Source organism: Kribbella sp. NPDC023972, assembly GCF_040639075.1.
Lineage (GTDB): Bacteria > Actinomycetota > Actinomycetes > Propionibacteriales > Kribbellaceae > Kribbella.
Genome location: NZ_JBEZZH010000011.1, coordinates 174,822 through 201,449 on the forward strand (window position 1 = coordinate 174,822; position 26,628 = coordinate 201,449).

The 26,628-nt window shown below is 68.6% G+C and carries 27 protein-coding genes and 1 tRNA gene; 16 read left to right on the forward strand and 12 right to left on the reverse strand.

Annotated features, from left to right (window positions below):
* Positions 1–66 precede the first annotated feature (66 nt).
* From AB0F43_RS33015 to AB0F43_RS33025, 3 genes are all read left to right on the forward strand, one after another.
* On the forward strand, positions 67–852 hold the full coding sequence (locus AB0F43_RS33015; protein WP_360485907.1) for an AraC family transcriptional regulator: 786 nt from the start codon (positions 67–69) through the stop codon (positions 850–852).
* A 10-nt stretch (positions 853–862) separates the two neighbouring features.
* Positions 863–1,597, forward strand: coding sequence for a hypothetical protein (locus tag AB0F43_RS33020; protein WP_360485910.1), 735 nt, complete (start codon positions 863–865; stop codon positions 1,595–1,597).
* Positions 1,598–1,717: 120 nt separating this feature from the next.
* Positions 1,718–2,101 carry a hypothetical protein gene (locus tag AB0F43_RS33025; protein ID WP_360485913.1) on the forward strand — a complete coding sequence of 128 codons (384 nt, stop codon included), beginning with the start codon at positions 1,718–1,720 and terminating at the stop codon, positions 2,099–2,101.
* A gap of 58 nt (positions 2,102–2,159) precedes the next feature.
* On the opposite strand, the gene AB0F43_RS33030 is transcribed toward AB0F43_RS33025, so the two are convergent.
* Positions 2,160–2,909: a response regulator transcription factor gene (locus tag AB0F43_RS33030; RefSeq protein ID WP_360485916.1), complete on the reverse strand. Its 750-nt coding sequence runs from the start codon at positions 2,907–2,909 to the stop codon at positions 2,160–2,162.
* Between the two features lie 134 nt (positions 2,910–3,043).
* Here AB0F43_RS33030 and AB0F43_RS33035 point away from each other — a divergent pair, with 134 nt between their 5' ends.
* Positions 3,044–3,316, forward strand: a complete 273-nt coding sequence (locus AB0F43_RS33035; RefSeq protein ID WP_360485919.1) for a hypothetical protein — start codon at positions 3,044–3,046, stop codon at positions 3,314–3,316.
* Positions 3,317–3,405: 89 nt separating this feature from the next.
* Complete coding sequence (locus AB0F43_RS33040; protein ID WP_360485922.1) at positions 3,406–4,566, forward strand: vanadium-dependent haloperoxidase; 1,161 nt, start codon at positions 3,406–3,408, stop codon at positions 4,564–4,566.
* On the opposite strand, the gene AB0F43_RS33045 is transcribed toward AB0F43_RS33040, so the two are convergent.
* A complete protein-coding gene (locus tag AB0F43_RS33045; RefSeq protein WP_360485925.1) occupies positions 4,563–5,495 on the reverse strand; it encodes a phosphotransferase in 933 nt (310 codons plus the stop codon). The genes AB0F43_RS33040 and AB0F43_RS33045 overlap by 4 nt on opposite strands.
* A gap of 71 nt (positions 5,496–5,566) precedes the next feature.
* Here AB0F43_RS33045 and AB0F43_RS33050 point away from each other — a divergent pair, with 71 nt between their 5' ends.
* The gene (locus tag AB0F43_RS33050; protein ID WP_360485928.1) at positions 5,567–6,037 is read left to right on the forward strand and encodes a DUF6882 domain-containing protein; all 471 of its coding nucleotides are present in this window, start codon (positions 5,567–5,569) and stop codon (positions 6,035–6,037) included.
* Positions 6,038–6,055: 18 nt separating this feature from the next.
* Here the strand turns inward: AB0F43_RS33050 and AB0F43_RS33055 are convergent, their stop codons facing one another.
* Positions 6,056–6,547, reverse strand: a complete 492-nt coding sequence (locus tag AB0F43_RS33055; RefSeq protein WP_360485931.1) for a YajQ family cyclic di-GMP-binding protein — start codon at positions 6,545–6,547, stop codon at positions 6,056–6,058.
* A gap of 82 nt (positions 6,548–6,629) precedes the next feature.
* On the opposite strand from AB0F43_RS33055, the gene AB0F43_RS33060 reads away from it, so the two are divergent.
* Positions 6,630–6,715, forward strand: a tRNA-Tyr gene (locus tag AB0F43_RS33060).
* Between the two features lie 174 nt (positions 6,716–6,889).
* Positions 6,890–7,582 (forward strand): VOC family protein, encoded by a 693-nt coding sequence (locus AB0F43_RS33065; protein WP_360485934.1) that lies wholly within the window; start codon positions 6,890–6,892, stop codon positions 7,580–7,582.
* A 204-nt stretch (positions 7,583–7,786) separates the two neighbouring features.
* Here AB0F43_RS33065 and AB0F43_RS33070 read toward each other — a convergent pair whose 3' ends face one another.
* A complete protein-coding gene (locus tag AB0F43_RS33070; RefSeq protein WP_360485937.1) occupies positions 7,787–10,882 on the reverse strand; it encodes a hypothetical protein in 3,096 nt (1,031 codons plus the stop codon).
* A gap of 291 nt (positions 10,883–11,173) precedes the next feature.
* Between AB0F43_RS33070 and AB0F43_RS33075 the strand changes: the two genes are divergently transcribed.
* The 5 genes from AB0F43_RS33075 (at position 11,174) to AB0F43_RS33095 (ending at position 15,434) form a co-directional block, all read left to right on the forward strand.
* Entirely contained in the window at positions 11,174–11,539 is a 366-nt protein-coding gene (locus AB0F43_RS33075) for a DoxX family protein (RefSeq protein WP_360485940.1), read from the forward strand.
* 410 nt (positions 11,540–11,949) lie between these two features.
* Entirely contained in the window at positions 11,950–12,945 is a 996-nt protein-coding gene (locus AB0F43_RS33080; RefSeq protein ID WP_360485943.1) for an NADP-dependent oxidoreductase, read from the forward strand.
* A gap of 43 nt (positions 12,946–12,988) precedes the next feature.
* Positions 12,989–13,855 (forward strand): alpha/beta hydrolase, encoded by an 867-nt coding sequence (locus AB0F43_RS33085; protein WP_360485945.1) that lies wholly within the window; start codon positions 12,989–12,991, stop codon positions 13,853–13,855.
* A 37-nt stretch (positions 13,856–13,892) separates the two neighbouring features.
* Positions 13,893–14,696: a hypothetical protein gene (locus tag AB0F43_RS33090; protein ID WP_360485948.1), complete on the forward strand. Its 804-nt coding sequence runs from the start codon at positions 13,893–13,895 to the stop codon at positions 14,694–14,696.
* Between the two features lie 135 nt (positions 14,697–14,831).
* On the forward strand, positions 14,832–15,434 hold the full coding sequence (locus AB0F43_RS33095) for a helix-turn-helix domain-containing protein (protein WP_360485951.1): 603 nt from the start codon (positions 14,832–14,834) through the stop codon (positions 15,432–15,434).
* Between the two features lie 39 nt (positions 15,435–15,473).
* On the opposite strand, the gene AB0F43_RS33100 is transcribed toward AB0F43_RS33095, so the two are convergent.
* Positions 15,474–16,364 (reverse strand): RNA polymerase sigma-70 factor, encoded by an 891-nt coding sequence (locus AB0F43_RS33100; RefSeq protein ID WP_360485953.1) that lies wholly within the window; start codon positions 16,362–16,364, stop codon positions 15,474–15,476.
* A 151-nt stretch (positions 16,365–16,515) separates the two neighbouring features.
* Between AB0F43_RS33100 and AB0F43_RS33105 the strand changes: the two genes are divergently transcribed.
* Together AB0F43_RS33105 and AB0F43_RS33110 are read left to right on the forward strand one after the other, a co-directional pair.
* The gene (locus tag AB0F43_RS33105; RefSeq protein WP_360485956.1) at positions 16,516–17,004 is read left to right on the forward strand and encodes a carboxymuconolactone decarboxylase family protein; all 489 of its coding nucleotides are present in this window, start codon (positions 16,516–16,518) and stop codon (positions 17,002–17,004) included.
* Positions 17,005–17,088: 84 nt separating this feature from the next.
* Positions 17,089–18,207, forward strand: a complete 1,119-nt coding sequence (locus AB0F43_RS33110; RefSeq protein ID WP_360485958.1) for a hypothetical protein — start codon at positions 17,089–17,091, stop codon at positions 18,205–18,207.
* Here the strand turns inward: AB0F43_RS33110 and AB0F43_RS33115 are convergent.
* Positions 18,204–19,223 carry a lactonase family protein gene (locus tag AB0F43_RS33115; protein WP_360485961.1) on the reverse strand — a complete coding sequence of 340 codons (1,020 nt, stop codon included), beginning with the start codon at positions 19,221–19,223 and terminating at the stop codon, positions 18,204–18,206. The genes AB0F43_RS33110 and AB0F43_RS33115 overlap by 4 nt on opposite strands.
* A gap of 52 nt (positions 19,224–19,275) precedes the next feature.
* A complete protein-coding gene (locus AB0F43_RS33120; RefSeq protein WP_360485964.1) occupies positions 19,276–19,797 on the reverse strand; it encodes a GNAT family N-acetyltransferase in 522 nt (173 codons plus the stop codon).
* Positions 19,798–19,882: 85 nt separating this feature from the next.
* Between AB0F43_RS33120 and AB0F43_RS33125 the strand changes: the two genes are divergently transcribed.
* On the forward strand, positions 19,883–20,740 hold the full coding sequence (locus AB0F43_RS33125) for an arylamine N-acetyltransferase (protein ID WP_360485967.1): 858 nt from the start codon (positions 19,883–19,885) through the stop codon (positions 20,738–20,740).
* A 32-nt stretch (positions 20,741–20,772) separates the two neighbouring features.
* Here AB0F43_RS33125 and AB0F43_RS33130 read toward each other — a convergent pair whose 3' ends face one another.
* The 5 genes from AB0F43_RS33130 to nuoK all read right to left on the reverse strand — a co-directional run bounded on the left by AB0F43_RS33130 (position 20,773) and on the right by nuoK (position 26,628).
* Complete coding sequence (locus AB0F43_RS33130) at positions 20,773–21,237, reverse strand: hypothetical protein (RefSeq protein ID WP_360485970.1); 465 nt, start codon at positions 21,235–21,237, stop codon at positions 20,773–20,775.
* Positions 21,238–21,290: 53 nt separating this feature from the next.
* A complete protein-coding gene (locus AB0F43_RS33135) occupies positions 21,291–22,742 on the reverse strand; it encodes an NADH-quinone oxidoreductase subunit N (RefSeq protein WP_360485973.1) in 1,452 nt (483 codons plus the stop codon).
* A 282-nt stretch (positions 22,743–23,024) separates the two neighbouring features.
* Positions 23,025–24,533, reverse strand: a complete 1,509-nt coding sequence (locus AB0F43_RS33140; protein WP_360485976.1) for an NADH-quinone oxidoreductase subunit M — start codon at positions 24,531–24,533, stop codon at positions 23,025–23,027.
* The gene (locus AB0F43_RS33145) at positions 24,530–26,293 is read right to left on the reverse strand and encodes an NADH-quinone oxidoreductase subunit L (protein ID WP_360485979.1); all 1,764 of its coding nucleotides are present in this window, start codon (positions 26,291–26,293) and stop codon (positions 24,530–24,532) included. The genes AB0F43_RS33140 and AB0F43_RS33145 overlap by 4 nt, the downstream gene beginning before the upstream one ends.
* Positions 26,290–26,628 carry an NADH-quinone oxidoreductase subunit NuoK gene (nuoK, locus tag AB0F43_RS33150; protein ID WP_360485982.1) on the reverse strand — a complete coding sequence of 113 codons (339 nt, stop codon included), beginning with the start codon at positions 26,626–26,628 and terminating at the stop codon, positions 26,290–26,292. Before nuoK ends, AB0F43_RS33145 begins: the two co-directional genes overlap by 4 nt.

The window sequence follows — 26,628 nt, forward strand, 5'->3', positions numbered from 1 at the left end:
CCAGGCTATGCAGAGACCGCGTTGCCGCGCGTGGGATGTGATCACCACTGGTGGTAATTTCTCACCATGATCGAGCTGCACTTGGCCGCACCGCCGGACGTGGTGAACGTCGGTGCGGGCATCCACGGCGTGCGCAGCCTGCGCGACGTGTTCCGGCTGCCGGACCTGTGGCAGCTGCATCTCTACAGCTACTCCGCCGAGCTGACGCTCGACGGTACGACGTACGCCGTGGCGCCCGGGTGCGTCAGCCTGACGCCGGCCGGGGCGCAGGTTCAGTTCGACTATCGGGGTCGGTCGGAGCATCTCTACGCGCACTTCCGGCCGGCGCTTGTCGGCGAGCCGTCGTACCTGCCTGTCGTGCAGGACGCAGGGTCGGCCGCGCCGGTGCTGGCCGGTCTGCTGCGCTCGGCCCTGGAGGCGTCCCCGTCGGGGTCGGCGCGGGTGACGGCCGAGGTGTGGACGGCGTTGTGGCGGATCGCGGAACTGGGGTCGTCGGCCAGCTCCGAGGCCGCGACCCACCCGGCGGTGTCGGCGGCGATCGCCTACATCGAGGCGCATCTCGCCCAACCGCTCACGATCCCGGCGCTGGCCCGGATGGCCGGCGTCTCGCACAACCACCTGACCCGCCTGTTCCACGCCGAGACCGGCCTGACCGTGATCGCGTACATCCGCCGGCGCCGGATGGCCCGCGCCCGCCACCTGCTCGTCTCGTCGACCCTGTCCATCCCCGCGGTCGCCGCCTCGGTCGGCATCCCGGACCTCCAGGCCTTCAACAAGACCTGCCGCCGCGAGCTGGGCGGCTCACCCCGCGCGGTCCGAAACGCGGTGGCCGGGACGGCCTCGGGCACCTAGCCTTCGGCGCATGGACGATCTGATACCGGTCGGGCAAGCACCTGAGCTGGACGACGAGGCGAGCAAGCGGTTCGCCGAGGACTGGCCGGAGTTCATCTTTCACGATCTCGAGGTGAAGAAGTACACCGATCGGCGGGTGAAGTACTTCCGCGACTGGGAGTTCTACCTGGTCAGCGAGGAGCGGCGGTTGATCGCGGGCTGCTGGGGTGTGCCGATCGCATGGGACGGGACTGTCGACGACCTTCCGGGCGGGTTCACCGACTCGCTCGCTCGGGCGGTCACGTCGTACGAGGAAGGCGTCGTACCGAACACGTTCGTGCTGATGGCGGCCGCCGTACGTTCGGACGAACAGGGTCGCGGGCATGCCGGCCGGGTGATCAGTGCGGTGCGGGACCGGGCGGCCGCCGGTGGGCTGCCGCAGGTGATCGCACCGGTCCGGCCCACGTTGAAGTCGCGGTATCCGCTGGCCGGCATCGAGTCCTTTATGACGTGGACGCGGGAGGACGGGCTGCCGCTCGATCCGTGGGTGCGTACGCATGTCCGGCTGGGCGCGACGATCCTCGCCCCGGCCCCGGTCTCGCAAACCATGACCGGAACCGTCGCCGAGTGGGAGAAGTGGACCGGGATGGTGTTCCCGGAGTCCGGCTCCTACGTGATCCCCGACGGTCTGGCTCTGCTTGAGATCGATCGCGAGGCCGGCACAGGGTGCTACCGCGAACCGAACATCTGGATGCGTCACCGCTGAAACACCCTCCGCAGCGGTCACTGATTGTGATCGCTTGTGCTCTTGAAACCTGATGGGCTGTGCTGGCACAGTGCTCGAATTCGCGGGCAGTCAGGCCCGCGTGGGGGATGGGGGAACATCATGAACAAACTGCTTCGCCGTGCGCTCATGACCGGAGCAGGTGCGGTCGCGATCGTGGGACTTGCCACCGGTCCGGCCAACGCACACTTCTGTTTCAAGACCAACCTGAATGCCAAAGCGGCGCAGGGCATGGCCGGATCGGCCAACTGGGTGTCGTTCGGCAGCCTCGCGGCCGAGTTCCTGCCCGGCCTGTGCCAGGAAGGCATCGAGCACCTCGCCACCGCCGGTGGGGTGACGCCGTCGACACTGATCAACACCCACGGCACGATGGCCGGCGGCACCCTGAAGAAGGGCGCCGACGCCGGCACACCGTCGATCTCGCACCTCAACTTCGAGGCGATCGACGCTGCGGTCCCCGACGCGTTCGCACTCTGCGCCGGGTAGTTCGCCAGGTGGTCCGTTCGGCCCCGGCTCGTCATCCGGCGAGCCGGGGCCGCACGCGTCAGGCTGTGTCGGCCAGCGGGAACGCGGTCGCGACCGCGGCCGTCCGGCTCGTCACCCCGAGTCGCTCGTAGATGTTCTCCAGATGTTTGCGCACGGTGCCCTCGGCAACAAACAGCCGGCGGGCGATCTGCGTGTTGCTGTGGCCGGCGGCAACGAGTCGCAGCAGTTGCCACTGCCGGGTGGTCAGATCGGGGATGCCGGCCCGGCGGCGCTCGAGATCGCGGTGGACCTCGATGAGGTGCGGCCGGAGCATCCTGAGCAACAGTCGCTCGCGCTCACTGAAGTCGCGACCGGGTCCGCGGAACATCAGGAGACGACGGTCCTCGGGACCGGTCGCCGGGAGCGGTACGGTGATCTCGCTGCGCGCGCCGATCAGCCGGAGCCACTCCCCGAGCGGCGACCTCGCCAGTTCACGGGCGGACAGGTAATCGGAGAGCTTCCAGATGCTCTCGTAGTCGCCGGTACGTTGCGGCCGGCTGCACACCTCGGCGTACCAGTAGGACTGCCAGAACAGGTCCTCCCAGCCCTCGCCGAGCTCGGCCTCCTCCTCGGTGACCTCCTCCATCGCGACGAACTCCCGCTCCAGCGGACGACTCACCTGAAACGTGATGTCGTCGGCGGGTATCAGCTCGGCGAGCCCCTGCATCAACTCCCGCGGAAACACCTCGTCGGGTCCTGCCTGCCGCCCCAGGTCGATGACATCAAGCATCCGGCGCAGATCCCGCTCGGTGACGGTCAACTGCTCCATGACGTAGCCCTCCCTCATCCTCAGGCTAAGCCCCGCGCGGCGGTCGGCGAATACGTCGAACTGCGTATGGCCGCGGGTGGTCCGCGGCGGCGACGGTTGGTCGCAGGAAGAACCACCAATTGGGGAGGAAACTCATGAACCCGCTGTCCCGCCTGGCCGCCCTGTCGGTCACGCTGCTCGTCACGGTCGTCGCGCTGTCCGGTACGGCGTACGCCAAAGTCCCACCGGCAGATCCGGACACCGTGACGAGCCCGGTGTACGACGCGTCCCAACCGGCCGTCGTGGTCGAGGCCGGCCTGTCTGTACTGCAAGTGGTCGGCCTGATGCTGCTGGCAGCCCTGGCCGCCGCCGCCGTCACCGCGCTCGCCAGCCGGCGCGTGGTCCGGATCTCGGCTGGCGCGGCCTGATGTTCCGACACGCTTGGAGGTGGCCGGCTCTGCTGGCCACCGCTGTGCTCAGTGCGGGCGGCCTGTCGCCGGCAGCAACCGTCTCGGCCGTGTCCACCACGGGCGCGGCCGGATCCGCAGATCCGGTGCTCAAGTGGAGCCGGGTGGCGACGCAGGCGATCGTCGCCACCCGGCCACCGGCCAGTGCCGAGGTGATGCTGGGAATCGTGCACGTCGCGATCGCGGACACGGCGGCCGGGCTGGGACACGGCCTGCCGTACGTGGCCGCCGTACGCCCCGATCGGCACGCGTCTGCCGCATCCGCGGTCGCCACCGCGACGTACGACGTACTGAAGGCTCGGGTGCCGACTGCGTCGCTCGAGAGCACGTACGCCGACTATCTGGCCGGTGTGCCGGATGGGAACGCCAAGTCCCGTGGGATCGCGCTGGGGCGTGCGGTAGCAGCCGCCGTACTCACGTGGCGCGCGGGAGACGGTCTGGACAACCAGGTGGCTTATGAGCAGCGGAAGCCAGGCCCTGGCGTGTGGGAGCCGACCGCGGCGACTTCGCCGGTGGATCTGGTCCTCACACAGGTCAGGCCGCTGACACTGCGCTCACGCGCGCAGTTCCGTCCGGACGGCCCGGACGCGCTGACCGGCGAGCGGTACGCGCGTGACGTCGCGGAGGTCGCTGCGCTTGGCCGCAAGGACAGTACGACGCGGACCGCCGGACAGACCGAGACGGCGATGTTTTGGTCCGAGCACGCTGCTCAGCAGTGGAACCGCACGCTGGTGCGGCTGGCAACCGACCGGCAGCTCACACTGTCCGAGGCGGCCAGGATGCTGGCGCTGGTCCACGTGACCAGTGGTGACGCCCTGGTCGCGTGCTGGGAGGCCAAGTACCGCTACCGCTTCTGGCGACCGGTCCACGCAATCCAGCGCGCCGACACCGACGGCAACCCGCGTACGACGGCCGACCCGACCTGGCAACCGCTCCTCGGGGCCAACCACCCCGACTACCCGTCCGGCCACGCCTGCTTCACCGCAGCGGCCACCCGTGCGCTACAAGCCTTCTTCCACACCGACAGGCTGAAGCTGACGATCGACAGCCAGGTCACCGGCACGACCCGGTCCTACCACCAACTGTCGAGTGTCCGCGCCGAGGTCCGGGAAGCGCGGATCCTGTCCGGCCTCCACTTCCGCCACGCCATGCAGGACGGCGAGCAGCTAGGCACTGATGTCGCCAACTGGGTCACCCACCGCTTCCCTTAGGACAGCGCCAGTTGGGCGAGGCCGCCGGGCCCGAGTACGCCGCGAAGGATGTCGATGCAGTCCTCGCGGTCGGGCCCGGCGAGTGCCTGCTCGGCCCACAGCACAACGTCTTCGAGAGCTCTGGCGTGGCGGTAGTAGGTGACCGCGGGCTGGTCTAGCTCGACGTCGCCGTACCCGGTGAAGAAGGCTGTCAGATGCTCGTCCGAGGTGGGGCCGAGAGAGCCCAGGCCGCCGAGCATGAACATCAGGTCTTGCTCGCGTGGCGCCAGTACGACGTCGTCCCAGTCGATCAGGTGGACCCGGCCGTCGACGAGGACATTGCCCAGGTGCGGGTCTGCATGGCAGACCACTCTCGGGGTGCTCGGCTCCGGTGCCCTAGCGGTCAGGAGGCCGGTGATGGTGTCCTGATGCTCCTCCCAAACCTCGGCGAGCTCTGCCTCGACGTCGTCCGCCGGCGGCTCGGTGGTGAGCCGGAGCTGGAGCTGCTGACCGAGCGCGGGGATGCGGGCGTTGACCGGACTGTGCCGGGGTAGCGCGTTGCGGAGCCGTTCGGGTGGCTCGGCTTCGTGGACCCGCCGCAGGAGTACGCCGTACTCCGTCCACTGCTCGCTGGTGAGACCCGCCTCACCCGCCCGTACGCCGTCGATCCACGGCGTGACCGTGAGCCGCTTCTTCCCGTGGAAGCTCCACAGGCCGCCTTCGCTCGTGCGGACCAGCTCCGGGATGCCGGGGATGCCGCTGTCGGCCAGGAACGACGCCACCTGGTGTCCCGTGTTGGTGCCCGCCCCACTCCACTTCACGGCGTACGTGTTAGTGACTGTGGCCGCCTTCCACACCTGCGCCGCGACATCAGCCCCATGCCGAACCGGTGAGAGCTCCCCCACATCCAGCCCGAAGTCCTCCCGCACCCACCGACGCACCTTCTCCACGCCGGCCAGCATGCCCGCTCCGCCCTGCTCAGACCACAGATTTGGCCCCGCAGGCTGGCACGATCCCCCGGATGGACCACGATCACAGCGCCTGGGAGCGCGTCGTACAGGACGCTCACAACCGCGCCGCCGACCGCCAGCAGCAACTGATCGACCGGCTCGGCGACGATGCGCAGTACCAGTGGGACCTGGACCAGGGAGCCATCGCCTGGTCACGGGCCGGCCGCACCTTCTGCACCGCCCGCCTCACTCTGATCGGCACAGTCAGCCTGACCGAGTCCAGCTGGCTCTGGTCCTGGGCGAACGACTCCCTACCACCGGCCGCAATCGGCGACATGCACGCCGTCCGCGAGTACGGCGAGAGCAACGGGTATCCCGTGCTGCCGTGGCCCTCGTTCAACCACCACCCCGGTCTGGTGAAGGAGGCCCGGGTGGTGTCAGCCGCCGTACTGGACGCCGCCGGGCTCTGGACGGACCAGGCCGGCGACATCCAGCTGCACTTCCTCCTGCACGACCTCAGCGGAGTCCGGCCTGAGCTGTAGTGCTCGAGCGGTATTGCCTCAGCGGTAGTTGACGAACTGGACGGCGAAGTCGAGGTCCTGGCCCTTGATCAGCGCCTGGACGGCCTGCAGGTCGTCGCGGCTCTTGCTGGACACGCGCAGCTCGTCGCCCTGGATCTGGGCCTTGACACCCTTCGGGCCCTCGTCGCGGATCAGCTTGGACAGCTTCTTCGCGTTCTCCTGGGTGATGCCGGCGCTGATCGTGGCGTTGATCTTGTAGACCTTCCCTGACAGCTTCGGCTCGTCCGCCTCCAGGCCCTTCAGCGAGATCTGCCGCTTGACCAGCTTGTCCTTGAACACGTCCAGGACGGCGTTCACCCGCTCCTCGGTGTTCGCTTGCATGTCGATCGCCTCACCGGACCACTTGATGCCCGCGTCCACGTTCTTGAAGTCGAACCGCGGGCTGATCTCCTTCGCCGCCTGGTTGACGGCGTTGTCCACCTCCTGACGGTCGACCTTGTTCACGATGTCGAAGGAGGACTCCGATGCCATGGGCAGTTCCTTTCCGATTTGCTGTCAGGGGCACTGTCTGTTGTATCGTCTCTCCCGCTGGTCCTAGTACCGGCACCACCCCGGCGGGTTGCCCGAGCGGCCAAAGGGAGCAGACTGTAAATCTGTCGGCGTTAGCCTACGCAGGTTCGAACCCTGCACCCGCCACCAGCAAGAAGAGAGCCTCTGACCTGCGGAAACGCAGCTCAGAGGCTCTCTTGCTGTGTCCGGCGGTGTCCGGCCAGATCCGGCGAGCTACGGCTCTCCTTGCCCTGTTCCTGCCCTGGGGACTGTTTCAGAAGTAGCGGCAGGCGGGGCTGACAGTGGGGCTGCAAGGATGCGGGCATGGAACAGATATTGAGTCGGCAGGAAGCGTCGGAGGCGGTCCAGGACTCTGGGTGGCGCTTCTTGCTGGGCACCTTGCGAACGTCGGTCCCGGTCGGGTCGTTGGCTCGGGCGATCGGCTTGGCAGCGGACGCTGTCGCGGTGTGCGGCGACGACGCCGACCGGCACCTTCAGGTCGATGCCCGCCCCGATCGGGTCGTTTTCACTCTGCAGTCGTTGGAGCACGCAGCGGTTACCACCCGGGATGTCGAACTCGCGCTGCGGATCTCTGCCACCGCGGACACGTCCGGGTTTCTGGCGGAGCCCGAAATCGGAACGGGGGCACCGCGATCCGTCCAGATTGTGGAGATCGCGATTGATGCACTGGACATTGCCGGGATTCGGCCGTTCTGGAAGGCGGTGCTGGGCTATACCGATGAGGCGGGTGCCGAGGGACCGGAGGATCCGCTCGTCGACCCGGTCGGGCAGGGCCCGGCCATTTGGTTCCAGCAGATGGACCGGGCGCGCCCGCAGCGCAATCGCATCCACTTCGACATCTGTGTTCCGCATGACGAGGCACCACGGCGCATCGAGACCGCACTGGCGGCTGGGGGCCGACTTGTGTCCGCGACGCGTGCCCCCGCTTTCTGGGTGCTTGCCGACGCGGAGGGGAATGAAGCCTGCGTGACCACATGGCAGGGCCGAGACGGCTGAAGCCATCATCCGACCTGCTGGTCACAGCCACTCGGTTGATGGCTGCGACCAGTACGGTTGCCTCATAGCGGTCCTCACAGGTGACTGAATATGCGTCTCCGGGCCCGCCACATGGGGCTGAAGTCCCTGGGCCTCACTGAGAACTATCGCAAGCCAGGAAACGCAGATCAGGGGCTGTCTCGTTGTGTCTGTTGGCTGCGATCGTCACCGGCCCCGGTCACCCGCACGACGTACGCCGGGGCCACCTTCCGGACGACGGACGCCGGGGCTGCCGTCCGCACGGCGGACACCGGGGCCACCTCCGGTACCAGGGCCACTGCCCAGGAGTTGGTCGACCATTCGACGCAGCTTCTCGTCTTCGTCGTGGCGGTCTCGCACCGCCGCCGGGAGCACCTTCCCCACCTGCTCGGGGTTGGACGTGGACTGCTCGGGCTCGAGCGGCGGGTGGACGGGTAGCGCGGGTAGCACGAGGCCGTTTGGTACGCCGGCCTCGCGCCACAGTCGGCCGGCCTCCTCCAGGGTCTGGTCGAACTGTTTCTGCACGTACGCCCGCGACTCGTCGGTTCCGTGGATCGCGTGGTGGTCGACGGCGTCCGCGGCGCGCGCAAGCTGCTCCAGCGTGATCAGCCGTTCGGCGAGCAGCGGTTTCCCGCTCGGTTCCGCGACCAATCGGCGTACCGCTTGCTCCACGCCGGAGCGGACCTGATCCGTAGCCCCGCCGACGACTCGCCGACCGTGGGCCGGGTCGACCGCGCCGAGGTCCGGGAACGCCCGCCGCATACCGTTGCCGTCGGCAATCGACTCGTAACGCTCGATGGCGAACCGCACCCTCTCGCGCGCCTTCGTGAGCGGCTCATCCGGGACTCCCAGTGCTTCCAGCCGATCGAGCTCGGCCGCCCACCGGTCGACCTGTTCGAGCGCCTGTACCCGCTCGACCCGGGCGTCCTGGTCGAAAGCCGTCTCCGGCTGCCCCGAAGGCACGTTGTCGAGCTCCGCACGGCGTACGGCGGCTCGGACGTGGTCCGTGTAGAACGGAGACGTCTCCGACGGCGACCCCATCACCCGGCGCGGCGCGGTGTGCTGGACGATCGCGTCTGCTCGCATCGACAGCTGCGTCATCAGGTAGCGCGTGATCGCCCGCTGTTCGAGTAGCTCGGACTGGTTGACCGACCTGACCGCTTTGTTCGTCTCCAGGTCTTCGTGGACCTGCAGCTCGCGATGACGGAACAGATAGCGCGCGACCGGTGTCGCGGTCATCGACCCCGTCGCACCGGCAACCGTCAGGACGACCGCGAGATCCGGGAGGTCGAGGACCAGGTCGAGTCCGACCGCGCCGGCCACTCCGCCGAGCGAGCCCGCGGCGACCTGGGCGGCGTACGCCGACCACGGTGCCCGCGCCGGCGGACGCGGACCGGTCGGCCGGTCGGTGATCACGGGCAGGCCCCGGTCGGCGGCGCGTGCGGACAGGTCCCCAGGCAGGCCGGTCAACTCCTCCAACCGGTCGGTGAGCTCCCGGAACAGGCGCAGCCGCGGCTCGAGGATCCCGGCGAGCGCCGCCGCCTGCTCGGCCTCCTGATGGCTGCGCGACCACCGCTTGGAGGCATCACGGGCTGCTTCATCGCGGTTCAGGAAGTACTTGTCACCCATCGCACCGGTCACCGCGCCCAGCAGGCCGGGACCGACCGCGCTCAGCAGGCTCTCAGCCTGCGCGCCGACATGGCGGGCGAGCGCGGTCGGGTCGACATCGACCGCGGACCTGCCGCCGACGAACGCGCGGCGCGCGGCACCCGACACGTTCTCGATCAGCTGGGCGGAGAGGCTGACCGTGAACGGCGGAGCCCCCGGGACGTCCGAAGAGGCCGGCGTCACGCCCGGCCAGGTGCTGGGATCGGTGCCCGGGGCCGTCCCGAGCTCGGCGACCACACGGTCGAGCCGCGTCCGCAGCTCGGAGAACTCGGTGGCCAGCTGGTTGACGTAGAGGGTGGGGTCGGACAGCCGGAGCCGCTCGGTGGCGTCGATGCGACGGAGCCGGAACTCCAGTTTCTTCGTGTCGACCAGCCGTTCCGCGAGGGACTTGGCGAGGGCCGACGACGCGATGACCATAGCCGTCGGCAACGCCGGCACACCGAACGGCGTGAGCGCGCCGGCGACGGCGGCCGCGGCCAGCGTCGGCATGCTGTGCCGGACCAGGTAGTTGCGCCAAGCCGTTGCCCTCGGCATCTTCACCACCGGCGGGCGCGTCCGCTCCGGGCCGTCGAGAAGCTCGAGCAGCCCCGGGTAGTCGTACTCGCGTTGCTTGCGATCGGCGGCGTACGCAGGCTTCCGGCCGGACGCCTTCTGACGGTCCAGGCGCCGTTCGGCGACCGAGCCGACGGCCGCGTTGACAATCGTCGGGACGGCGATGCCGACACCGACGAGCGGGTTGCCGGTGAACGCCGCCGCGGCCGTGCCGATCACCACCGAGGAAACACCCGAGCCACCGAGCGCCTTCGCGAGATACCCCGGCGGACCGACGCGCTCCTCCAAGGGCCGCCGGGCGGGGTCTTTGACCCGGTCGAGGATCGCACGCTCGTCCTCGGTGAGGAGGGTACGGAGCAGCTTGGCGTTCGGCTGTCCGTCGGCCACTCCCATGGTGAGGGCGAGCTTCCGGATCTCCTTACGCACCGCGGCCCGGCGTACGGCGTCAGCGGTGCGCCGTCTGCTGCGTTGGCCGCCGGGCCCTTGGGCCTTGGACTCGCCGGAGAGCCGGCGTTCCAGCAGGCCGCGTTGCCGCAATTCGGCGCGGAGACCGGCGTCAACAGGCCGCTGTACGGCATCGACGTCAGGCGTACCGCCGGGCCCGAACACCCGGTCGGCATCGGTCTCCTGCGCGCTCCCGACGTCGACGCCGGTCGAGTTCTGCGTGCCGGCCCCGCGGAGGACGGCGGTGGACTCGGCCAGGACCTTGGCGAGCATCGGCGCGACCTCATCGTCCACCAGCCGCTCGGAGAGCGTGAGGTCGATGGTCGGTACGTCGTCGCCGGTGTACTCGGGACTCACACCGGGCAGGTCGACGGCGTACTCGAGCTTCACGCCGGGATCGAGTGGGCCGACGCGCTTGATCAGCCGGAACTTCTCGTCCGTACTGGTGGTGATCGCATAGACGCCGTTGCCTTCGTGCCGCACGCTGGCGAGGTCGACGGCCAGCTGATCCGGGTCCTCCAGCAACCGGCCGGACTCGGTGCTCACCATCACCCACCCGGGGAGAAACCGCTCCGTCCGGCGCCCCGACCGCTCGTCGTCCGGCAACGATCCACTCACGCCCGCGCCCTCACCGACCCCCGGCGTCGCCCCGGCCACACCCCTTCCCAGCCGTGCCCCACGAAGCACCTCCAGCAAGAATTGCCATTGGGATCAGAACGCCTGGTTTAGCGCAGCCTAACCTAACCGCAAACGAGGTCACGAGCGTCTTCCCCGACGCGTACGGCCGCCGCAGGCGCCGGGTGGTGACCTGGCTCATGTGGTGTCACAGGTCGGGGGTCGGCGGCATCTGGTGGGCGAGATTGCCGACGACGTACGTAGGAGAGAGCTGTGAATGTTGCGCTGTGGATCGTGGCCGGAGCGCTTGCCGTGGCGTATTTCGCCGGGGGTGGGGGCAAGGTCATCGTGCCGAAGGAGAAGATTTACGCGTTCGGACCTAGCGCGCGATGGGTCGGGGACTTCAGTGCCGGCTCGGTCAAGGCCATCGGGGCGCTCGAGATGCTGGCGGCGGTGGGGTTGATCCTGCCCGCTGTGCTCGACATCGCACCGGTTCTGGTGCCGGTGACAGCGGTCGGTCTGGTGCTGCTGATGACGGGCGCGGCGATCACGCGGTTCCGGCGCCGTGAGTTCAAGTTCATGGTGGCCGACCTGGTCTACCTCGTGCTGGCCGCCTTCGTCGCCTGGGGCCGCTTCGGCCCCGAGTCCTTCACCGCCTGACCTGCCGCAAGAACAGCCCCTGACCTACCCGTTGACTGCACAGGCACTCCCGACCGGTCCTGACCGGCCTTTGCCCCGGTTGTACTGCGGCTGTGTCGCCGACGGACACTCACCAGGGAGACAGCGTTCCGCAACCAGTTGGTCGCGCTAAGCATGCGGCGGCGTGCGGAGCCTTGAGCTGAACCAACCCCAAGTACCGCGGCCGCGGATGCCGTCATTCCACACCCGGAATGGCGGCATTTCTCTGTCCGGATCGGGGTTGCGGAGCCACCCCGGGAACGCACCCCCGCAGCGACCGGCGTCCGACCGCCTCCCCTGACAGCTCCCTTGACAGGTTGACTGAGTGCGCTCATTATTGAGTCAACTCAGATTACTGTCCAGAAGTCATCAGAAGAAGAAGGAAAGTGACCATGCGCGCGTTTGTTGTCAGCAAGTACAAGGGGCCGCTGCACGAAGCGGAGGTCCCCGAGCCCGTGGTCGGGGAGCACGACGTACTCGTGAAGGTGCAGGCCGCCGGGCTCAACGTGCTGGACGAGAAGATCCGGTCGGGGGCGTTCAAGGCGTTCCTCCGGTACGAGCTGCCGCAGGTCATGGGCAACGACGTCGCCGGAACGGTGATCGGCGTCGGCGCCAAGGTGCAGGGGTTCGCGCTCGGCGACGAGGTGTACGCCCGGCCCGACAAGAACCGCATCGGAACCTTCGCGGAGCGCATCGCGGTGGCCGAGGCCGACCTGGCGCTCAAGCCGGCGACAGTCACCCTCGAGGAAGCGGCCTCCCTGCCGCTGGTGGCCCTGACCGCATGGCAGGCTCTCGTCGAGAAGGGCACTGTGCAGCCGGGGCAGCGGGTCCTCATCCACGCCGGCGCCGGCGGCGTCGGGACGATCGCGATCCAGCTCGCCAAGCACCTCGGCGCCACGGTCGCCACCACGGTCAGCGCCGGCAACGTCGACTTCGTGCGCGAGCTCGGGGCGGACTTTGTCATCGACTACCGCAGCCAGGACTTCGAACAGCTCCTGGACGGGTACGACTTGGTGCTGGACAGCCTCGGCGGCCAGAACCTCGAGAAGTCGCTCCGCGTGCTGCGCCCCGGCGGCAAGGCGATCGGCATCGCCGAGCCGCCCGACCCCGCGTTCGCCAGAGAGGCCGGACTGAACCCGGTCTTGCGCCTCGCGATCGCAGTGCTCAGCAGGAAGATCCGCCAGCAGGCGAAGAAGCTCGGTGTGACGTACGAGTTCCTCTTCATGCGCGCGAGCGGCGACCAGCTCCGCCAGATCACTGCCCTCATCGACAGCGGCGTACTGCGCCCCGTCGTCGGCCGGGTCTTCGACTTCGACCAGACCGTGCAGGCCGTGCAGTCCCTGAAAACGGGCGGCATTCGCGGCAAGGCCGTCATCACCCGGGCCTGACAAGCCCTTCTCCCCAGTCGCACACCAGAAACAGGAGAGCATCATGAGCCACAACGACACCTCGAACGAACCCGCCATCACCTCATACGCGCAGGCCCCGACCCGCACGGTCGCCGGCGGCGGCGTTACCTACGCCTACCGGGAGCTGGGACCGAAGGGCGGTATCCCCGTCGTCTTCTTCGTCCACCTCGCCGCGACCCTCGACAACTGGGACCCCCGAATCATCGACCCCATCGCGCAGAATCGTCACGTCATCACCTTCGACAACCGGGGCGTCGGCGCCTCCACCGGCAGCGTTCCCGACAGCGTCGAGGAAATGGCCGACGATGCCTACACGTTCATCAAGGCCCTCGGCTTCGACAAGATCGACATCTTCTCCTTCTCCTTGGGCGGCTTCATCGCCCAGGACCTCGTGGTCAAGCACCCCGAGCTGGTCCGCAAACTCGTCCTGACCGGCACCGGACCCAGGGGCGGCAAGGACATCGCCAAGGTCGTGGCCACCACCTACTGGGACATCCTGCGCGCGTCCCTGACTCGGTCGGACCCCAAGGAGTTCCTGTTCTTCAACCGCAACGCCACCGGCAAGCCCGCCGCTCGCGCATTCGTGCAGCGCCTGCAGGAGCGCACCGTCGACCGCGACGCGGACATCAAGGTGCGCGCGTTCCAGACCCAGCTGAAGGCGATCCAGAAGTTCGGGCGCTCGGCCCCCGCCGACCTGTCGAAGATCACTCAGCCCACCCTGATCGCCAACGGCGACAACGACCGGATGGTGCCCTCGGTGCTCTCCGAAGACCTGCACCGCCGGATCAAGGGCTCGGAGCTGGTCATCTACCCCGACTCCGGCCATGGCGGCATTTTCCAGTTCCACGACAAGTTCGCCCCGGTCGCCGTCGACTTCCTCGCCCGCTGACCGTCACCGCGAACGAGCCATCGAAGGAATGAGCGACATGAGCAAGGCACTGTCGAAAGCGCAGGTCGAACCGAGGAAGCAGTTCGCGTCCTCCATCCTGCTGTGGGTACGCGCCGATCAGCCTCGTGAAACATCGATGGGCGACTGGAGGGGGCCGCACTCGAAGATCATCTCGGCGACCAAGGGCTTCCAGGAGTACCGGCAGATCCACCTCGCCGCCGTCAATCCGGGGCTGTGGCCGGCGACCCCCGGCATCGAGACGGAGATACCCGTCGAACGCAGGATCGACGGAATCGCGGAGGTCACGTTCCAGTCGGCACTGTCGCCGCTGCGGGGCCGGAAGCAGACCCGGCTGGCATTCAAGGACGAAGTGAACGTCTTCCGGCGGACGCTGCTTTACATCGGGCCGCCGAACTCGTCGCGCTGGTACAAGGTGGCCGAGCCCGGCGAGCAGGTCGGCGCCCGAGCCCTGATCTACCTCAGGCGGCGGGACGGCGTACGTGCCGGCGATTTCCGCAAGCACATCATCGAACTCACAGGCGCTCTCGCCCGCACGGGCGTGCTGAAGGAACTCAGAACCCAGACCTTCCTGCCGTGGATCGAGAAGCTCTGGGACACCCCGAACGTTGCGCACGACAACCCGGCAGACCAGCGGTTCCACGCGTCGCTGATCCTGGGCTTCGCGGATCCGGCGGCGCGAGCGGGCTTCTTCAAAAGCCCTGAGATCGAGAGCCTGTCCCACGCGCTGGCTCCCTTTGCTTCCGCCGTCCACGCCTACGAAGCGTCCGAGGCGCTGACCTTCGTGAAAGACGGCGCGGCTCTTCCGCACTACCAGCAGTAGCGGCATTGACCCGCATAGCCGCGCACGCTATCCGGAGCTCCGCGACGCGAGGGCCCCTCTCGTCGCCGTGGAAGAATGAGTGCCGGCACATTCGAGCTCACACAGCAGGAGCCCACAGCAGACAAGGACGCAGCCATGCCCCTCGCCTCCCAACCAGTCGGACGGCGCGAGCGGAACAAGCAGCAGAAGCTCGACCGCATCACCGCCGCCGCCCGAGAGCTCTTCGCCGAGCGCGGCGTCGACGAGGTCACCACCCAGGAGATCGCCGACAAGGCCGACATCGGTGCGGGCACGCTGTTCCTCTACGCCAAGACCAAGGGCGAGCTCCTCCTGCTCGTGCAGAACTCCACCTACGCGGATGCGCTCGCACAAGGCAGGTCGGCGGCCGAGAGCATTCCCGACGTACTCGACGCGGTGATGGCGATCGTCCGCCCGGTCGTGGAGTGCAACCGCAAACAGATCGACAACGGGCGGACCTACCTGCGGGAGATCGTCTTCGGCGACCCCGAGGAGCCCCACCACCGCGACGCGCTCGTCCTGACCGTGCAGACCGAAAAGGCGATCGCCGACGTGCTACAGCGAGACGAGCGCATCAGCTCCGGCGACGCCGCGACGCTCGCGCACATCGTCTCCGCGATCATGTTCGTCAGCATGGCGGCGACAATCAACATCGCCAACCCGGTCGACGACGTCGTGCAGGAGATCCGAAACCAGGTCCGGGTTCTGCTACCGAGGTGATGCCGACGGCGGTCACCCGACCGAGTCGCTCGTACGGCGTCAGCGGGTGACTGGGGTTTCCTGCTCGACGCGGGAGAGTTTCTCGGGGTTGCGGACGACGTAGAGACCGGTGATGAGGCCGTTGTCGAGGCGGAGGGCGACGACGTCGTCGATCTCGCCGTTGATCCGGACGATGAGGGCGGGGTGGCCGTTGATCTGGACGGGCTCGACCACGACGTCGCCGGGGAGCTTGGGCAGGCCGGCGGACAGCAGGCGGCCCACCTTGTCGGCGCCGACGACGGGGCGCGGGACGGCTTGTTTGACGCCGCCGCCATCGCCCAGGAGTACGACGTCCGGGGCGAGCAGATCGAGAAGGTTCTGCAGGTCGCCGGTCTCGACGGCGTGTTTGAAGGCCTCCACCGCGCCCCGGGACTCGGCCGCTGTCACCAGCCCGCGGGGGCGGCGGGCGGCAACATGGGAACGGGCCCGGTGAGCGATCTGGCGGACCGCGTCCTGGTTCTTGTCGACGGCTTCGGCGATCTCGTCGTACTCCAGGGCGAAGACCTCGCGCAGCACGAAAACGGCCCGCTCGGTCGGCGTCAGCGTCTCCAGCACCAGCAGCATCGCCATCGAGACGCTGTCGGCCAGTTCGACGTCCTCGGCCACGTCCGGCGCGGTCAGCAGCGGTTCCGGCAGCCACGGACCGACGTACGACTCCTTGCGGCGGCCGAGCGTACGCAGCCGGCTCAGCGCCTGGCGGGTGGTGATCTGGACCAGGTACGCGCGCTGGTTCCGCACGGTGTCGAGGTCGACGTCGGCCCATCGCAGCCAGGCCTCCTGCAGGACGTCCTCCGCGTCGGCGGCCGAGCCGAGCAGCTCGTAGGCGACGGTGAACAGCAGGTTGCGGTGGGTGACGAAGGCCTCGGTGGCGGAGTCCATGCGCTCGCTCATGTCTGCATCCTCTCTGTATCTCTCCCGCACGAGACGCCGACCCCCGCCGGTCTGTGACACCTGACCCCGGTGGCTCACGTCACAGTCACAGGGTCAGAGCCGCCGGCGTCTCGTGGTCAGACAAACCAACTTCACGAGTGAGGGACGAATCATGGATGCTCGCTTCAACATGCTCGAGAACGCCTGGGCGGTCCGGTTCGGCAAGCGGTTCGCCGGCCTCAACCAGCTGCTCGAGCAGTCTCCGCTGCCGAAGACCACCATGGAGCTGGTGATGCTGCGGGCCAGCCAGATCAACGGCTGCGCGTTCTGCGTCGACATGCACACCAAGGACGCCGAGGCCGGCGGCGAGTCCTCGGTGCGGCTCAACCTGGTCGCCGTCTGGCGCGAGGCGATCGTGTTCACCGAGGCCGAACGCGCCGCGCTGGCACTGGCTGAGGAGGGCACCCGGCTCGCCGACGCCCACGAGGGTGTGTCCGACGAGACCTGGGCCCAGGTGCGCAAGCACTACACCGACGACGAGATCGCCGCGCTGGTGTCGGTGGTCGCGCTGATCAACGCCGCCAACCGGATGAACGTGATCGTGCGCAACCCGGCGGGCTCCTACCAGCCCGGGATGTTCGCCGACTTCGTCGCCAACTGAAAGATCCCGGCCCGGCCCGGCGGAATAGCCGCGGGCCGGGCCGTGGTTTCCTCTGAAGACCGTAATGGCCGAGAGGAGCGGGCGTTGAAACCGACCGAGTTCGTGAAGGTGAACACTCAGTTCTGGGGGGATCACCTCAAGAGCGTGAGTGAGCACCTGCCCACCAGCCACGGCGGCGAGCTGCCCGGCCAGCTGCTCTATCCGCGGATGATGGTGCTCACCGAGACCCCGGACTGGAACATCCTCGAGCTCGTCGGCGTGAGCCGCGAGTACCGGAACCTCGACGTACGTCGGCAGAAGGCCAACAGCGTCGAGGAGTACTTCGGCATCGCCGACGGAACGCCCGTCCTCACGCTGCCCGGGGAGAACTTCGTCAAGGACGCGACCGTCGCCACCGAGACCGGCCGTCGCGAGCTGGACAGCAGGTTCCCGGCCGCCCGGAAGATCCTGGGAGCCGAGTACGTCGGTCCCGGCGACCAGCTGCTGCAGTTCGCGCCCGGCAACTACTCGACCTTCGACCGGGTCCTGCTCGTCCACACGGCCGGTCCGTCGATCCGGGTCCACTGGACGTTCTTCGCGCTCGCGATCCACCGGTCGGAGCCGGCCGGCAAGTATCTGGACTTCCTGCGCAACTTCGCCTCCGCCGCGCCCCACCTCGACCCGGTCGGCACCTTGTCCGCGCCGCGGGGTGACGAGGGCCTCAAGAGCGAAGCCTTCACCAGCACCTACCTCACCCACGGCCTGCCGAACGCGACCGTCGAGAGCTTCCTGGCCGAACACGAGAGCCTCCTGCTCACCGCGTTCGACGCGACCCGGCTGATCCAGCGGCCGCTGCTCGAGTGGCGCGACGGCGACGCGACCGACGAGGTCGGGCTCACCCCCGACTTCATCCTGGAGCGCGCCGACGGTAGCCACATCGTCGGCGACCTCGGCCTCCCGCTCCGCGAGCCGGGCAAGAAGCACCGCCGCGCGACGACGATCCCCGAGGGCACCGCACAGCTCGCCCGCTACGACGACTACTTCAGCACCCCGGAGAACCAGGCCTTCGCCCAGACGAAGTACGGCGTCACCGCACCCCGCAAGCTCCTGGTCACCAGCACCCAGCAACTCGTCACCGCGGCCGAGCTGGCCCAGTCCCCCGTCGAAATCGTCGACTACGACACCATCCTCCGCCTCTACCTGGCAGCAAAGGCAGAGTCCTAGACCGGCAGGATGCAGACCGGCTTCGGCCAGGTGATCGGTTCGCCGGCGGGGATGAGGGTGCCGTCGGTGGTGTCGATGACGAAGGTGGCGATCGTGTCGGAGCGTTCGTTGGCGGCGTAGAGGCGGGTCCCGTCGTTGCTGAAGGCAAGGTGACGGGGCCAGTCTCCGCCGGAGCCGACGCTCTGGACGAGCTCGACCGACAGGCCGTCGGCGGCGACGGCGAAGACCGCGACGGTGTTGTCGCCGCGGTTGGAGCCGTACAGGTGGCGGCCGTCGGCGGAGATCAGCAGCTCGGCCGGGAAGTTCTCGCCAGGTGAGTCGGCCGGCCGGGTCGAGGCGGTCTGGACGATCTGCAGCTTGCCGTCGGTATAGCTGCAGACGGTCAGGGTCGAGTCGAGCTCGTTGATCACGTACGCCGCTCCCGCGCTCGGGTGGAACACGAGGTGCCGTGGACCCGCGCCCGGGTGGATGTGCAGCCGGTCGACCTCCTCGAGCTGCCCGTCCTCGGTCAGCCTGGACACGTAGACCGAGTCCGAGCCGAGGTCGACGTCGAAGGTGTACGTGCCGGTCGGGTCGAACGCGATCTGGTGCGCGTGCGGGCCTTCCTGGCGTTCCTTGTTCGGGCCGGTGCCCTCACGCTGCAACACCTGGGTCGCCTCGCCGAGCGAGCCGTCCGCCGCGATCGGGTGGACCGCGACCGAACCGGAGCTGTAGTTGGCCGACAGCAGGAACCGGCCGGATGGATCGATGTCCAGGTGGCAGGGGTGGTCGCCGCCGGTCGGCTGCTCGTTCAGCAACTCCAGGCCGCCGTCCGGCTGGATCGCGAACGCGCTGACCTTGCCGTCCTCGGTCTCGTTCGTGACATAGAGGAACCGCCCGTCCGCGGACCTGACCAGGAAGGACGGATCGACGGTTGTCGCCACGACCCCGATCCCCTCCAGCGGCCCGAACCCGATGCCCTCCCCGCCGCCTGGCTGACTCGTGTAGCTCCCGACATAGATCCGCTCAGAAGTCATGCCTCCTACCCTGCCAGGTCACGGTTGCACCGGCAGGACGGTGTCCAAAAGTTCAACGCATCCTCAGCCCGTAAAGCGCCGACCCCCACCCCAGATCCGGGACCAGCACCTGCCACCCCTTCCGCCGGTACAGCCTCGGAGCCGTCCGATCGTCGACGTACGTCGACAGCAGCGCCTTCTCGTGCGGAAGGTCCGCCATCAGTACGTCGTGCAGCGCCGAACCGATCCCGCGCCCCTGTGCCTCGACCATCACAGCCAGCTCCACGAACTCGAAGTGCCCGCCCACCCATTCGGTCACGATCTCCGCGGGAGCGGCCTCGGCGATCCGGTCCGGCCACCACTGCCCCCGCTGCCCGGTGAACCCGTACGCGAACCCGACGATCCGGTCGTCCGCCCTGGCAGCGACGAGCTTGAACCCGTCCCGCTCTGAGTGCAACGGCAATTGCTCATTCCCGAACCGCTTCGCCGAGGCGGCGTCCTCGTCGTATCCGGACGCCCCGAAGGCGGACAGGTAGACGGCGGCCAGCTCGGGCGCGGCCTGCAATGACTGCTGTACGTCGAGTACGTCGATCACCCGGTGAATCCTGCCGTGCTTCGAGACATGCCGGAAGATGCAACCCGGTCGCGGCGGTCCCGGACCGGCAAGTAGCCTCGCGCGAGTGGACACTCAGGCGTTCCTGAAGCGGATAGGCATCAGCAAGTACGACGGGCCACCCACGCTGGAGGGGTTGTCGCAGCTGCACCAGGCCTTCGTCGACAGCGTTCCGTACGAGACCGTGCAGTACCAGTTCGGCCAGGGCGGGCCGCTCGAGCCGGAGGACGCCGCCCAGCGGATCATCGCGCGGGAGACCGGCGGCTACTGCTTTCAGCTGAACGGCACTTTGGCGCTGCTGCTGACCGAACTCGGCTACCGGGTGACCATGCATCGCGGCGGCGCCGAGACGCCGAACCGCCCCGGCGACGTCGATGCGAGCCACATGGTGCTCACCGTCCGCGGCCTGATCGAGGATCCGGAGCGGGACTGGCTGGTCGACGCCGGACTCGGCGACGGTCTCAACGCGCCGCTGCCGCTGGAGGTCGGCAGCCGCGCCTACCAGGAGCCGTTCGAGCTGCGGTTGCGTGCCTCCGAGAAGGTGGACGGCTGGCGGCTGGACCTCGACCCGCCGCGCAGCGGCGTGATCGGGATGGACTTCGAGTCTGCTCCGGTCGGCCTCAATGCCTTCGCCGCCCAGCACGCCCGGTTGTCGCTCGATCCCGACTCGCGGTTCGTCCGGTTGGCGTCCGCTTTCCGCCGGAAGCCGGCGAGTGCCGTCGTACTGCGCTCTGTGGGCCTGACCGAGACGTTCGCCGACCGGGTCGACTCGACCATCATCGAGACCCCGGGTGACTACTTCGCGGTGCTGGCCGACGTGTTCTACCTGCCGCTTCCGCACCTGGACGACACTCGGCGCGACCAGCTCTGGCGCCGGGTCTGGTCGCAGTACGAAGACTTCCTCAGGCAACAACAATCCGCCTGAGCCTCGAGCAACGCCGCCTGGCCGTGGGCGGCCTATCCCCTGGTCCTGAGGATCAGGATCGCGGTGGCGCCGTCGGCGGCTTTGACCGCGGCGCTGTGCATCGGACCGCCCATCGAACCCCAGCTGGACATGCCGTTGCCTTTGACACTGATGTCGAAGCTGGGGCCCTTGAGCTTGATCGCTTCGTCCACCACGGTGACGGCCACCTTCTTGCCGTCCAGCTTGAGGGTGGCCGCCTTGCGGATCAGCACCTCGCAGTTGCCGTCGCTGCAGGCCGCGTAGTTCTGCCCGTCCTTCGCGGTCGGGAAGGAAGGGGTCGGCGTCGGCGTCGGGGTCGGTGTCGAGGGCTCCTCCATCGGCGTCCCCGAGGGCACCTCGGAGGTCGGCGCCGACGACGTGGTCGCGGGCGAATCACCTCCGGCCGCCGTGTCGTTGCCGGACGAGCACGCGCCCAGCGCCAGCACTGCCATCACCCCGAGGACTCCACGCACGATCACCCGCACCAGGCTAGGCCGCGTCCTGTCCGACCGTTGAGGTTGTCCGGAACCTGTCAGGTGGCGAGGGCGAAAAGCGTGCTCGGCAGCACCGACAGCACGGCGGCCGTCGCCGCGCAGAGCGAGATCATCGCCACGGCCGGCGTCTCGATGTCGACCGAGAACGGATCCTCCGCGGGCAGCCGGAACAGCTCGGCCACCCAGCGCAGGTAGACGGCCAGGCCGATCATCACGTTGATCGCCATCACGATCGCGAGCCAGCCGAGATGCGCGTCGATGACGGCCTGGAAGGCGGCGAACTTGGTGAACAAACCGGCCAGGCCCGGCGGCAGACCGGCCAGCACGACCAGGAAGAAGATCAGCGCGACCGCCAGCCCGGGCTCGGACCGCACCATGCCACGGTAGTCCGACAGCAGCCCGCCCGGCCGATGCCGCTGCACCACGGCGACCGCTCCGAACGCGCCGAGCGTGACCACGACGTACGCCGCCAGATACCCGACGACGGCCTGGGCGTCGCCGACCGCCAGCGGCGCGAGCAGGAACCCAACCTGGCCGATGGACGACCAGGCGAGCAGCCGCACCGCCTCCACCTGACGCAGGGCGGCCAGGTTGCCCACCGTCATCGTCACTGCCGCGAGTACGGCGACCACCGTCCGCAGGTCCGATCCGTCCGGGGCGACGCCGGCCGTCACGAGCACCAGCAGACCGGCGACACCCGCCGACTTCGACACCACCGCGAGGAACGCGGTCACCTCGACCGGCGCACCGACGTACGTGTCCGGAAGCCAGCCGTGGAACGGCACCGCGGCGATCTTGAACGCGAACCCGACGATCACGAACAACCCGGCCGCGAACGCCACCCGCTGCAGATCCGGGTCGAGGCCGGTCAGCCGGTTCGCGATCGTGGTCAGGTACAGCGAGCCGGTCACGCCGTACAGATACGAGATGCCGAACAGCATCACCGCGGTCGACAGCACCGACACCAGGAACGCCTTCAGCGCACCCTCGGACCCGCGGCGATCCCGGCGCAGCGCGACCATCGCGAAACTCGGCAGCGACACGACCTCGAGACCGATCACCACGGTGGCCAGATCGCGCGCCCCGGCTAGCACCGTCGCGCCGGTGAGCGCGCTGAGCAGGAGGAAGTGGTACTCCCCGATCGGGATGTCCGCCGCCAGCAGCCGGTACGCCGACAATCCGACGACTCCGAGCCCGCCGATCAGCAGCACCGCCCACAAGCCCGCGGTCATCGGCTCGAACACCAGACTGCACTCGGCCGGCCCTTCGACCGCCGGCCGGCAGAACGCGGGCTTGAAGTCGTTGCGCTGAGCCCACACGAAGACCAGCCCGAACAGGATGACCACGCCAGTGAGGAATGTGACCAGAGTGTGCCGCAACTGTGCCGACGCACTCCGCCAGAAGCCGTCGATCAGCAGTACGGCGACCGCCCCGAGCGCCAGCACCAACGGTACAGCGATCGCCTGCCAATCGGTCCAGGTCAGGGTCATGGGGCCTCCCGCCCTGGACTGAGGAGCGTAGGGAGCCCGGTCATGGGGCCTCCCGCCCTGGACTGAGGAGCGTAGGGAGCCCGGTCATGGGGCCTCCCGCCCTGGACTGAGGAGCGTAGGGAGCGAAGCGACTGAAGCGACGAGGGAAGGGCGGGAGTAAAAGCCCCAGGACCCGCCGCGCCGGAGGCGCGGCCAACAACACAGCGACTGAAGCGACGAGGGAAGGGCGGGAGTCAAAGCCCCATGACCCCGCCGGCGCCGAAGGCCCGGCCATGAGTACGGTCACAGGTTCCCCCACTGGTGCAGAAGGAGGCCGGGCCAGACGCCGAGGAGGACGGTGAGCGCGACCAGCGGTGCCCAGGTGATCAGCTCGATCCGGCTCAGGTCGACCGCGAACGCCGCGGGCGGGTGCTCGGCGGGATCACCTTGGCAGAGGTTGCGGACCAGGCGGAGGAAGTACGCCGCGGTGAGCACGGTGCCGAGCCCGGCGAGCACCATGAACACCAGATACGTTGCCCGCGGCAACACGTCGGCCGGCTCGTAGGCGCCGAGCAGAACGAGCATCTCGCCCCAGAACCCGGCCAGCCCGGGCAACCCGAGCGACGCCAGCGAGGCGAACGTCAGCAGCGCGCCGATCCGCGGCAACCGGGCGTACAGCGCCCGCCCGATCGCCCGTAGGTCGCTGGTGTCATGGCGGTCCTTGATCGCACCGGCCAGGAAGAACAGCAGGCCGGTGATGATCCCGTGCGCGATGTTCGCGAACAGCGCGCCGCGCAGACCGGCCGGCGACAGCGTGGCGATGCCGAGCCCGATGAACCCCATGTGCCCGACGCTCGAGTACGCGATCAGCCGCTTCACGTCGGTCTGCGCCAGACAGGCCACCGACCCGGCGATGATCGCCACGGTGGAGAATCCGGCCAGGTACGGCGCGATCGTGACGGTCGCGTCCGGCAGCACCGGCACCAGGATCCGGATCATGCCGTAGGTGCCGAGCTTCAGCAGCACGCCCGCGAGCAGGACCGACCCGACCGTCGGCGCCTTCGCGTGCGCGTCCGGCAGCCAGATGTGCAGCGGCCACAGCGGCACCTTCACCGCGAGACCGACCGCGATCAGCACCGCGGCGGCCAACGGGACGCCGTGCCCGCCGAGCACCGGCGAGTCGGTCAGCCGGACGATGTCGAACGTCCCCGCCTGCCGGTACACGAGCAGGAACCCGAGCAGCATCAGCGCCGACCCGAGCACGGTCATCAGCACGAACGTCGTCGCGGCCCGTTTGCGCCCGGCCGGGTCGTGCTCGTCACCCCAGATGTCGATGACCAGCCACATCGGGATCAGCACGATCTCGAAGCAGACGAAGAAGAGCACCAGGTCCATCGCCGAGAAGGTGCCGATCACCCCGGCCTCGATCACCAGCAGCAACGCGATCAGCGACCTGGTCCGGCCGATCCGCGGCGTGATCCGCAGCGAGTACAGGCAGCACAGGAACGTCAGCAACGCGGTCAGCACGATCAGCGGCATCGAGATCGAGTCCACCGCGACGTGGAACCGCACCCCGAGCGAGGGGATCCACGGTACGTCGGTGACCGCCTGCAGCGGCCGTTCACCGTTCGGTGCGTAGGCGAACCAACCGTCTTTCCACGGCCAGAGCAGCAGGGACCCGACCAGCACCAGCCCGGAGATCACCGAACCGTAGAGGGCCGCCAGCCGATCGCCGATCGCGGCCGGAACCGCCCACAACGCAAGGGCCGCCAGCAGCGGCAACGCGAGAATCCCGAGCAAGATGGCGTTCACGAGCCGATCACCCCGGCCAGCACAGCCAGTGCGACCACTCCGACCGCAGCCGCGGTCAGGTACGTCTGGACGTTCCCGGTCTGCAACCGCCGGAACCCCTGCGACGTCAAGGTGCCGGTCCGCCCCGCCGCCCGCACATAACCCCCGATCACGTCCTGATCCCCGGCCACCGTCAGCCGCGCCAGCCAGCGCATCGGTACGGCGAACAACCGGTGATACACCGTGTCGACGCCGAACTCACGCTCCAGCACGACGGGCCGGGGATCCGCACCCCGCGACCACAACGAGTACGCCGGAAGCGCGCCGAGCACGGCCAGCACGGTCGTGACCAGGCCGACGATCCAGTTCAGATGGACGCCGTCGACGTACCCGAGAACGATCGAGGCGAGGGCGAGCAGGACGAGGGGGGACAGCATCACCCAGGGCGCGTCGCGCAGCTTGGAGGTGTCGGGCTCCTCGAGGTCGGCCATCGGGTCGTCGTCCTCGAAGGCTCCGAGCGCACCGGCGAGCGCGGGCGTCCGGAAGAACACCCACAGCCACAGCCGCACGCAGTAGAACGCGGTCAACGCCGCGGTCAGGCACACCGACACCAGCACGATCCATCCAACGACCGAACCGTCCCGCGCGTGATGCCAGGCCGCCTCGACCACGGTGTCCTTGGAGAAGAACCCGGCGAACCCCGGTACGCCGGCCAGGGCGGCAAGCCCGACCGTCATCGTCGCGAACGTGACGGGCAACGCCTTACGCAACCGCCCGCGCCGCGTGTAGCGACCCAGTACGACGAACGCCGCACTGCCGACCTGGTGGAGCAGGACACCGGCGCAGAGGAACAGCAGACCCTTGAACGCGGCGTGGGTGACCAGGTGGAACAACGCGGCATGCCGGCCGTCCGCCGTCCCCAGGGACAGCCCGGCGAACATGATCGCCAGCTGACTGACGGTCGACCAGGCGAGCACGCGTTTCACCTCGACCGCGGCCATCGCGCACAACGCGGCGAACAGCATCGTCACCGAGGCGACGATCGCCAGCACGGTCAACGTGGTCGCGGCCGCCGCGAAGACGTCGTACAGGCGAGCGATCAGGAAGACGCCGGCGGCAACCATCGTCGCGGCGTGGATCAGCGCGCTGACCGGGCTCGGGCCGGGCATCGCGTCCGGAAGCCAGGTCTGCAACGGAACCTGGGCCGACTTGCCGACCACGCCGACCAGGAGCAGCAGCGTGCCGGTGGTCAGCACTCCTGAGGAGAGCTGCCCGGGATCCAGCTCGGAGATCCGGAACGTCCCGGCGCCGACACCGAGGACGAAGATGCCGAACAGGAAGCCGACATCGCCGAGCCGCGTCATCAGGAACGCCTTGACCGCGCCGGAGCGGGCGTCGCGGCGCTCCCAGTAATGACCGATCAGCAGGTACGAGCAGGCACCCATCACCTCCCACCCGATCAGCAGCAGGAACAGGCTGTCCGCGACCACGACAGTCACCATCGCCGCGGTGAACAGCGTGACGAGAGCGTGGTACGACGCCGCACGCTGGTGGAGATAGCCGAGTGAGTACACCTGGACGCAGGTCGCGATCACTCCGACGACCGCGAGCAACAGCACCGTCAGGTCGTCCGTGCGCACCGCGAAGCCGATGGTGAGGTCGCCGATGGATGAGTTCAGAAAGCCGATCCGCTCGGGCTCGGCGCCGTACAGCAGGCCGGCCATCAGGACGACGAGCAGGGAGAAACCGACGCCGATCACCCGCCAAGCCGTAGCGATCATGTCGTCTTCTCCTGCTCGACCAGGTGCTGCTGCTCGACCAGGTCACGCGCCGCGTCCGCGTCGACATGACCGTGACCGCGGAACAGCAGCAGCACGATCGCCAGCCCCAGACCGATCTCGGCCGCGGCCAGGGTGATCACGAAGACGGCCAGCGTCTGACCGGTGGCGAGGCCGTCGAGCCGCCAGGCGTCGAAGGCGACCAGGTTGAGGTTCACCGCGTTCAGCATCAGTTCGAAGGACATCAGCAGGGTGATCGCGTTGCGCCGCGCGAGCACGCCGTACACGCCGAGGCAGAACAACACGACAGCCAGCAGCAGCGGCACCACGAGCGGCAT

What these genes read in the sequence shown, in the direction of transcription:
- AB0F43_RS33015 (WP_360485907.1), top strand. Translation starts at nt 67, where the DNA reads ATGATCGAGCTGCACTTGGCCGCACCGCCGGACGTGGTGAACGTCGGT.
- AB0F43_RS33020 (WP_360485910.1), top strand. Translation starts at nt 863, where the DNA reads ATGGACGATCTGATACCGGTCGGGCAAGCACCTGAGCTGGACGACGAG.
- AB0F43_RS33025 (WP_360485913.1), top strand. Translation starts at nt 1,718, where the DNA reads ATGAACAAACTGCTTCGCCGTGCGCTCATGACCGGAGCAGGTGCGGTC.
- AB0F43_RS33030 (WP_360485916.1), bottom strand. Translation starts at nt 2,909, where the DNA reads ATGGAGCAGTTGACCGTCACCGAGCGGGATCTGCGCCGGATGCTTGAT.
- AB0F43_RS33035 (WP_360485919.1), top strand. Translation starts at nt 3,044, where the DNA reads ATGAACCCGCTGTCCCGCCTGGCCGCCCTGTCGGTCACGCTGCTCGTC.
- AB0F43_RS33050 (WP_360485928.1), top strand. Translation starts at nt 5,567, where the DNA reads ATGGACCACGATCACAGCGCCTGGGAGCGCGTCGTACAGGACGCTCAC.
- AB0F43_RS33055 (WP_360485931.1), bottom strand. Translation starts at nt 6,547, where the DNA reads ATGGCATCGGAGTCCTCCTTCGACATCGTGAACAAGGTCGACCGTCAG.
- AB0F43_RS33065 (WP_360485934.1), top strand. Translation starts at nt 6,890, where the DNA reads ATGGAACAGATATTGAGTCGGCAGGAAGCGTCGGAGGCGGTCCAGGAC.
- AB0F43_RS33080 (WP_360485943.1), top strand. Translation starts at nt 11,950, where the DNA reads ATGCGCGCGTTTGTTGTCAGCAAGTACAAGGGGCCGCTGCACGAAGCG.
- AB0F43_RS33085 (WP_360485945.1), top strand. Translation starts at nt 12,989, where the DNA reads ATGAGCCACAACGACACCTCGAACGAACCCGCCATCACCTCATACGCG.
- AB0F43_RS33090 (WP_360485948.1), top strand. Translation starts at nt 13,893, where the DNA reads ATGAGCAAGGCACTGTCGAAAGCGCAGGTCGAACCGAGGAAGCAGTTC.
- AB0F43_RS33095 (WP_360485951.1), top strand. Translation starts at nt 14,832, where the DNA reads ATGCCCCTCGCCTCCCAACCAGTCGGACGGCGCGAGCGGAACAAGCAG.
- AB0F43_RS33100 (WP_360485953.1), bottom strand. Translation starts at nt 16,364, where the DNA reads ATGAGCGAGCGCATGGACTCCGCCACCGAGGCCTTCGTCACCCACCGC.
- AB0F43_RS33105 (WP_360485956.1), top strand. Translation starts at nt 16,516, where the DNA reads ATGGATGCTCGCTTCAACATGCTCGAGAACGCCTGGGCGGTCCGGTTC.
- AB0F43_RS33115 (WP_360485961.1), bottom strand. Translation starts at nt 19,223, where the DNA reads ATGACTTCTGAGCGGATCTATGTCGGGAGCTACACGAGTCAGCCAGGC.
- AB0F43_RS33135 (WP_360485973.1), bottom strand. Translation starts at nt 22,742, where the DNA reads ATGACCCTGACCTGGACCGATTGGCAGGCGATCGCTGTACCGTTGGTG.
- AB0F43_RS33145 (WP_360485979.1), bottom strand. Translation starts at nt 26,293, where the DNA reads ATGATCGCTACGGCTTGGCGGGTGATCGGCGTCGGTTTCTCCCTGCTC.
- nuoK (WP_360485982.1), bottom strand. Translation starts at nt 26,628, where the DNA reads ATGCCGCTCGTGGTGCCGCTGCTGCTGGCTGTCGTGTTGTTCTGCCTC.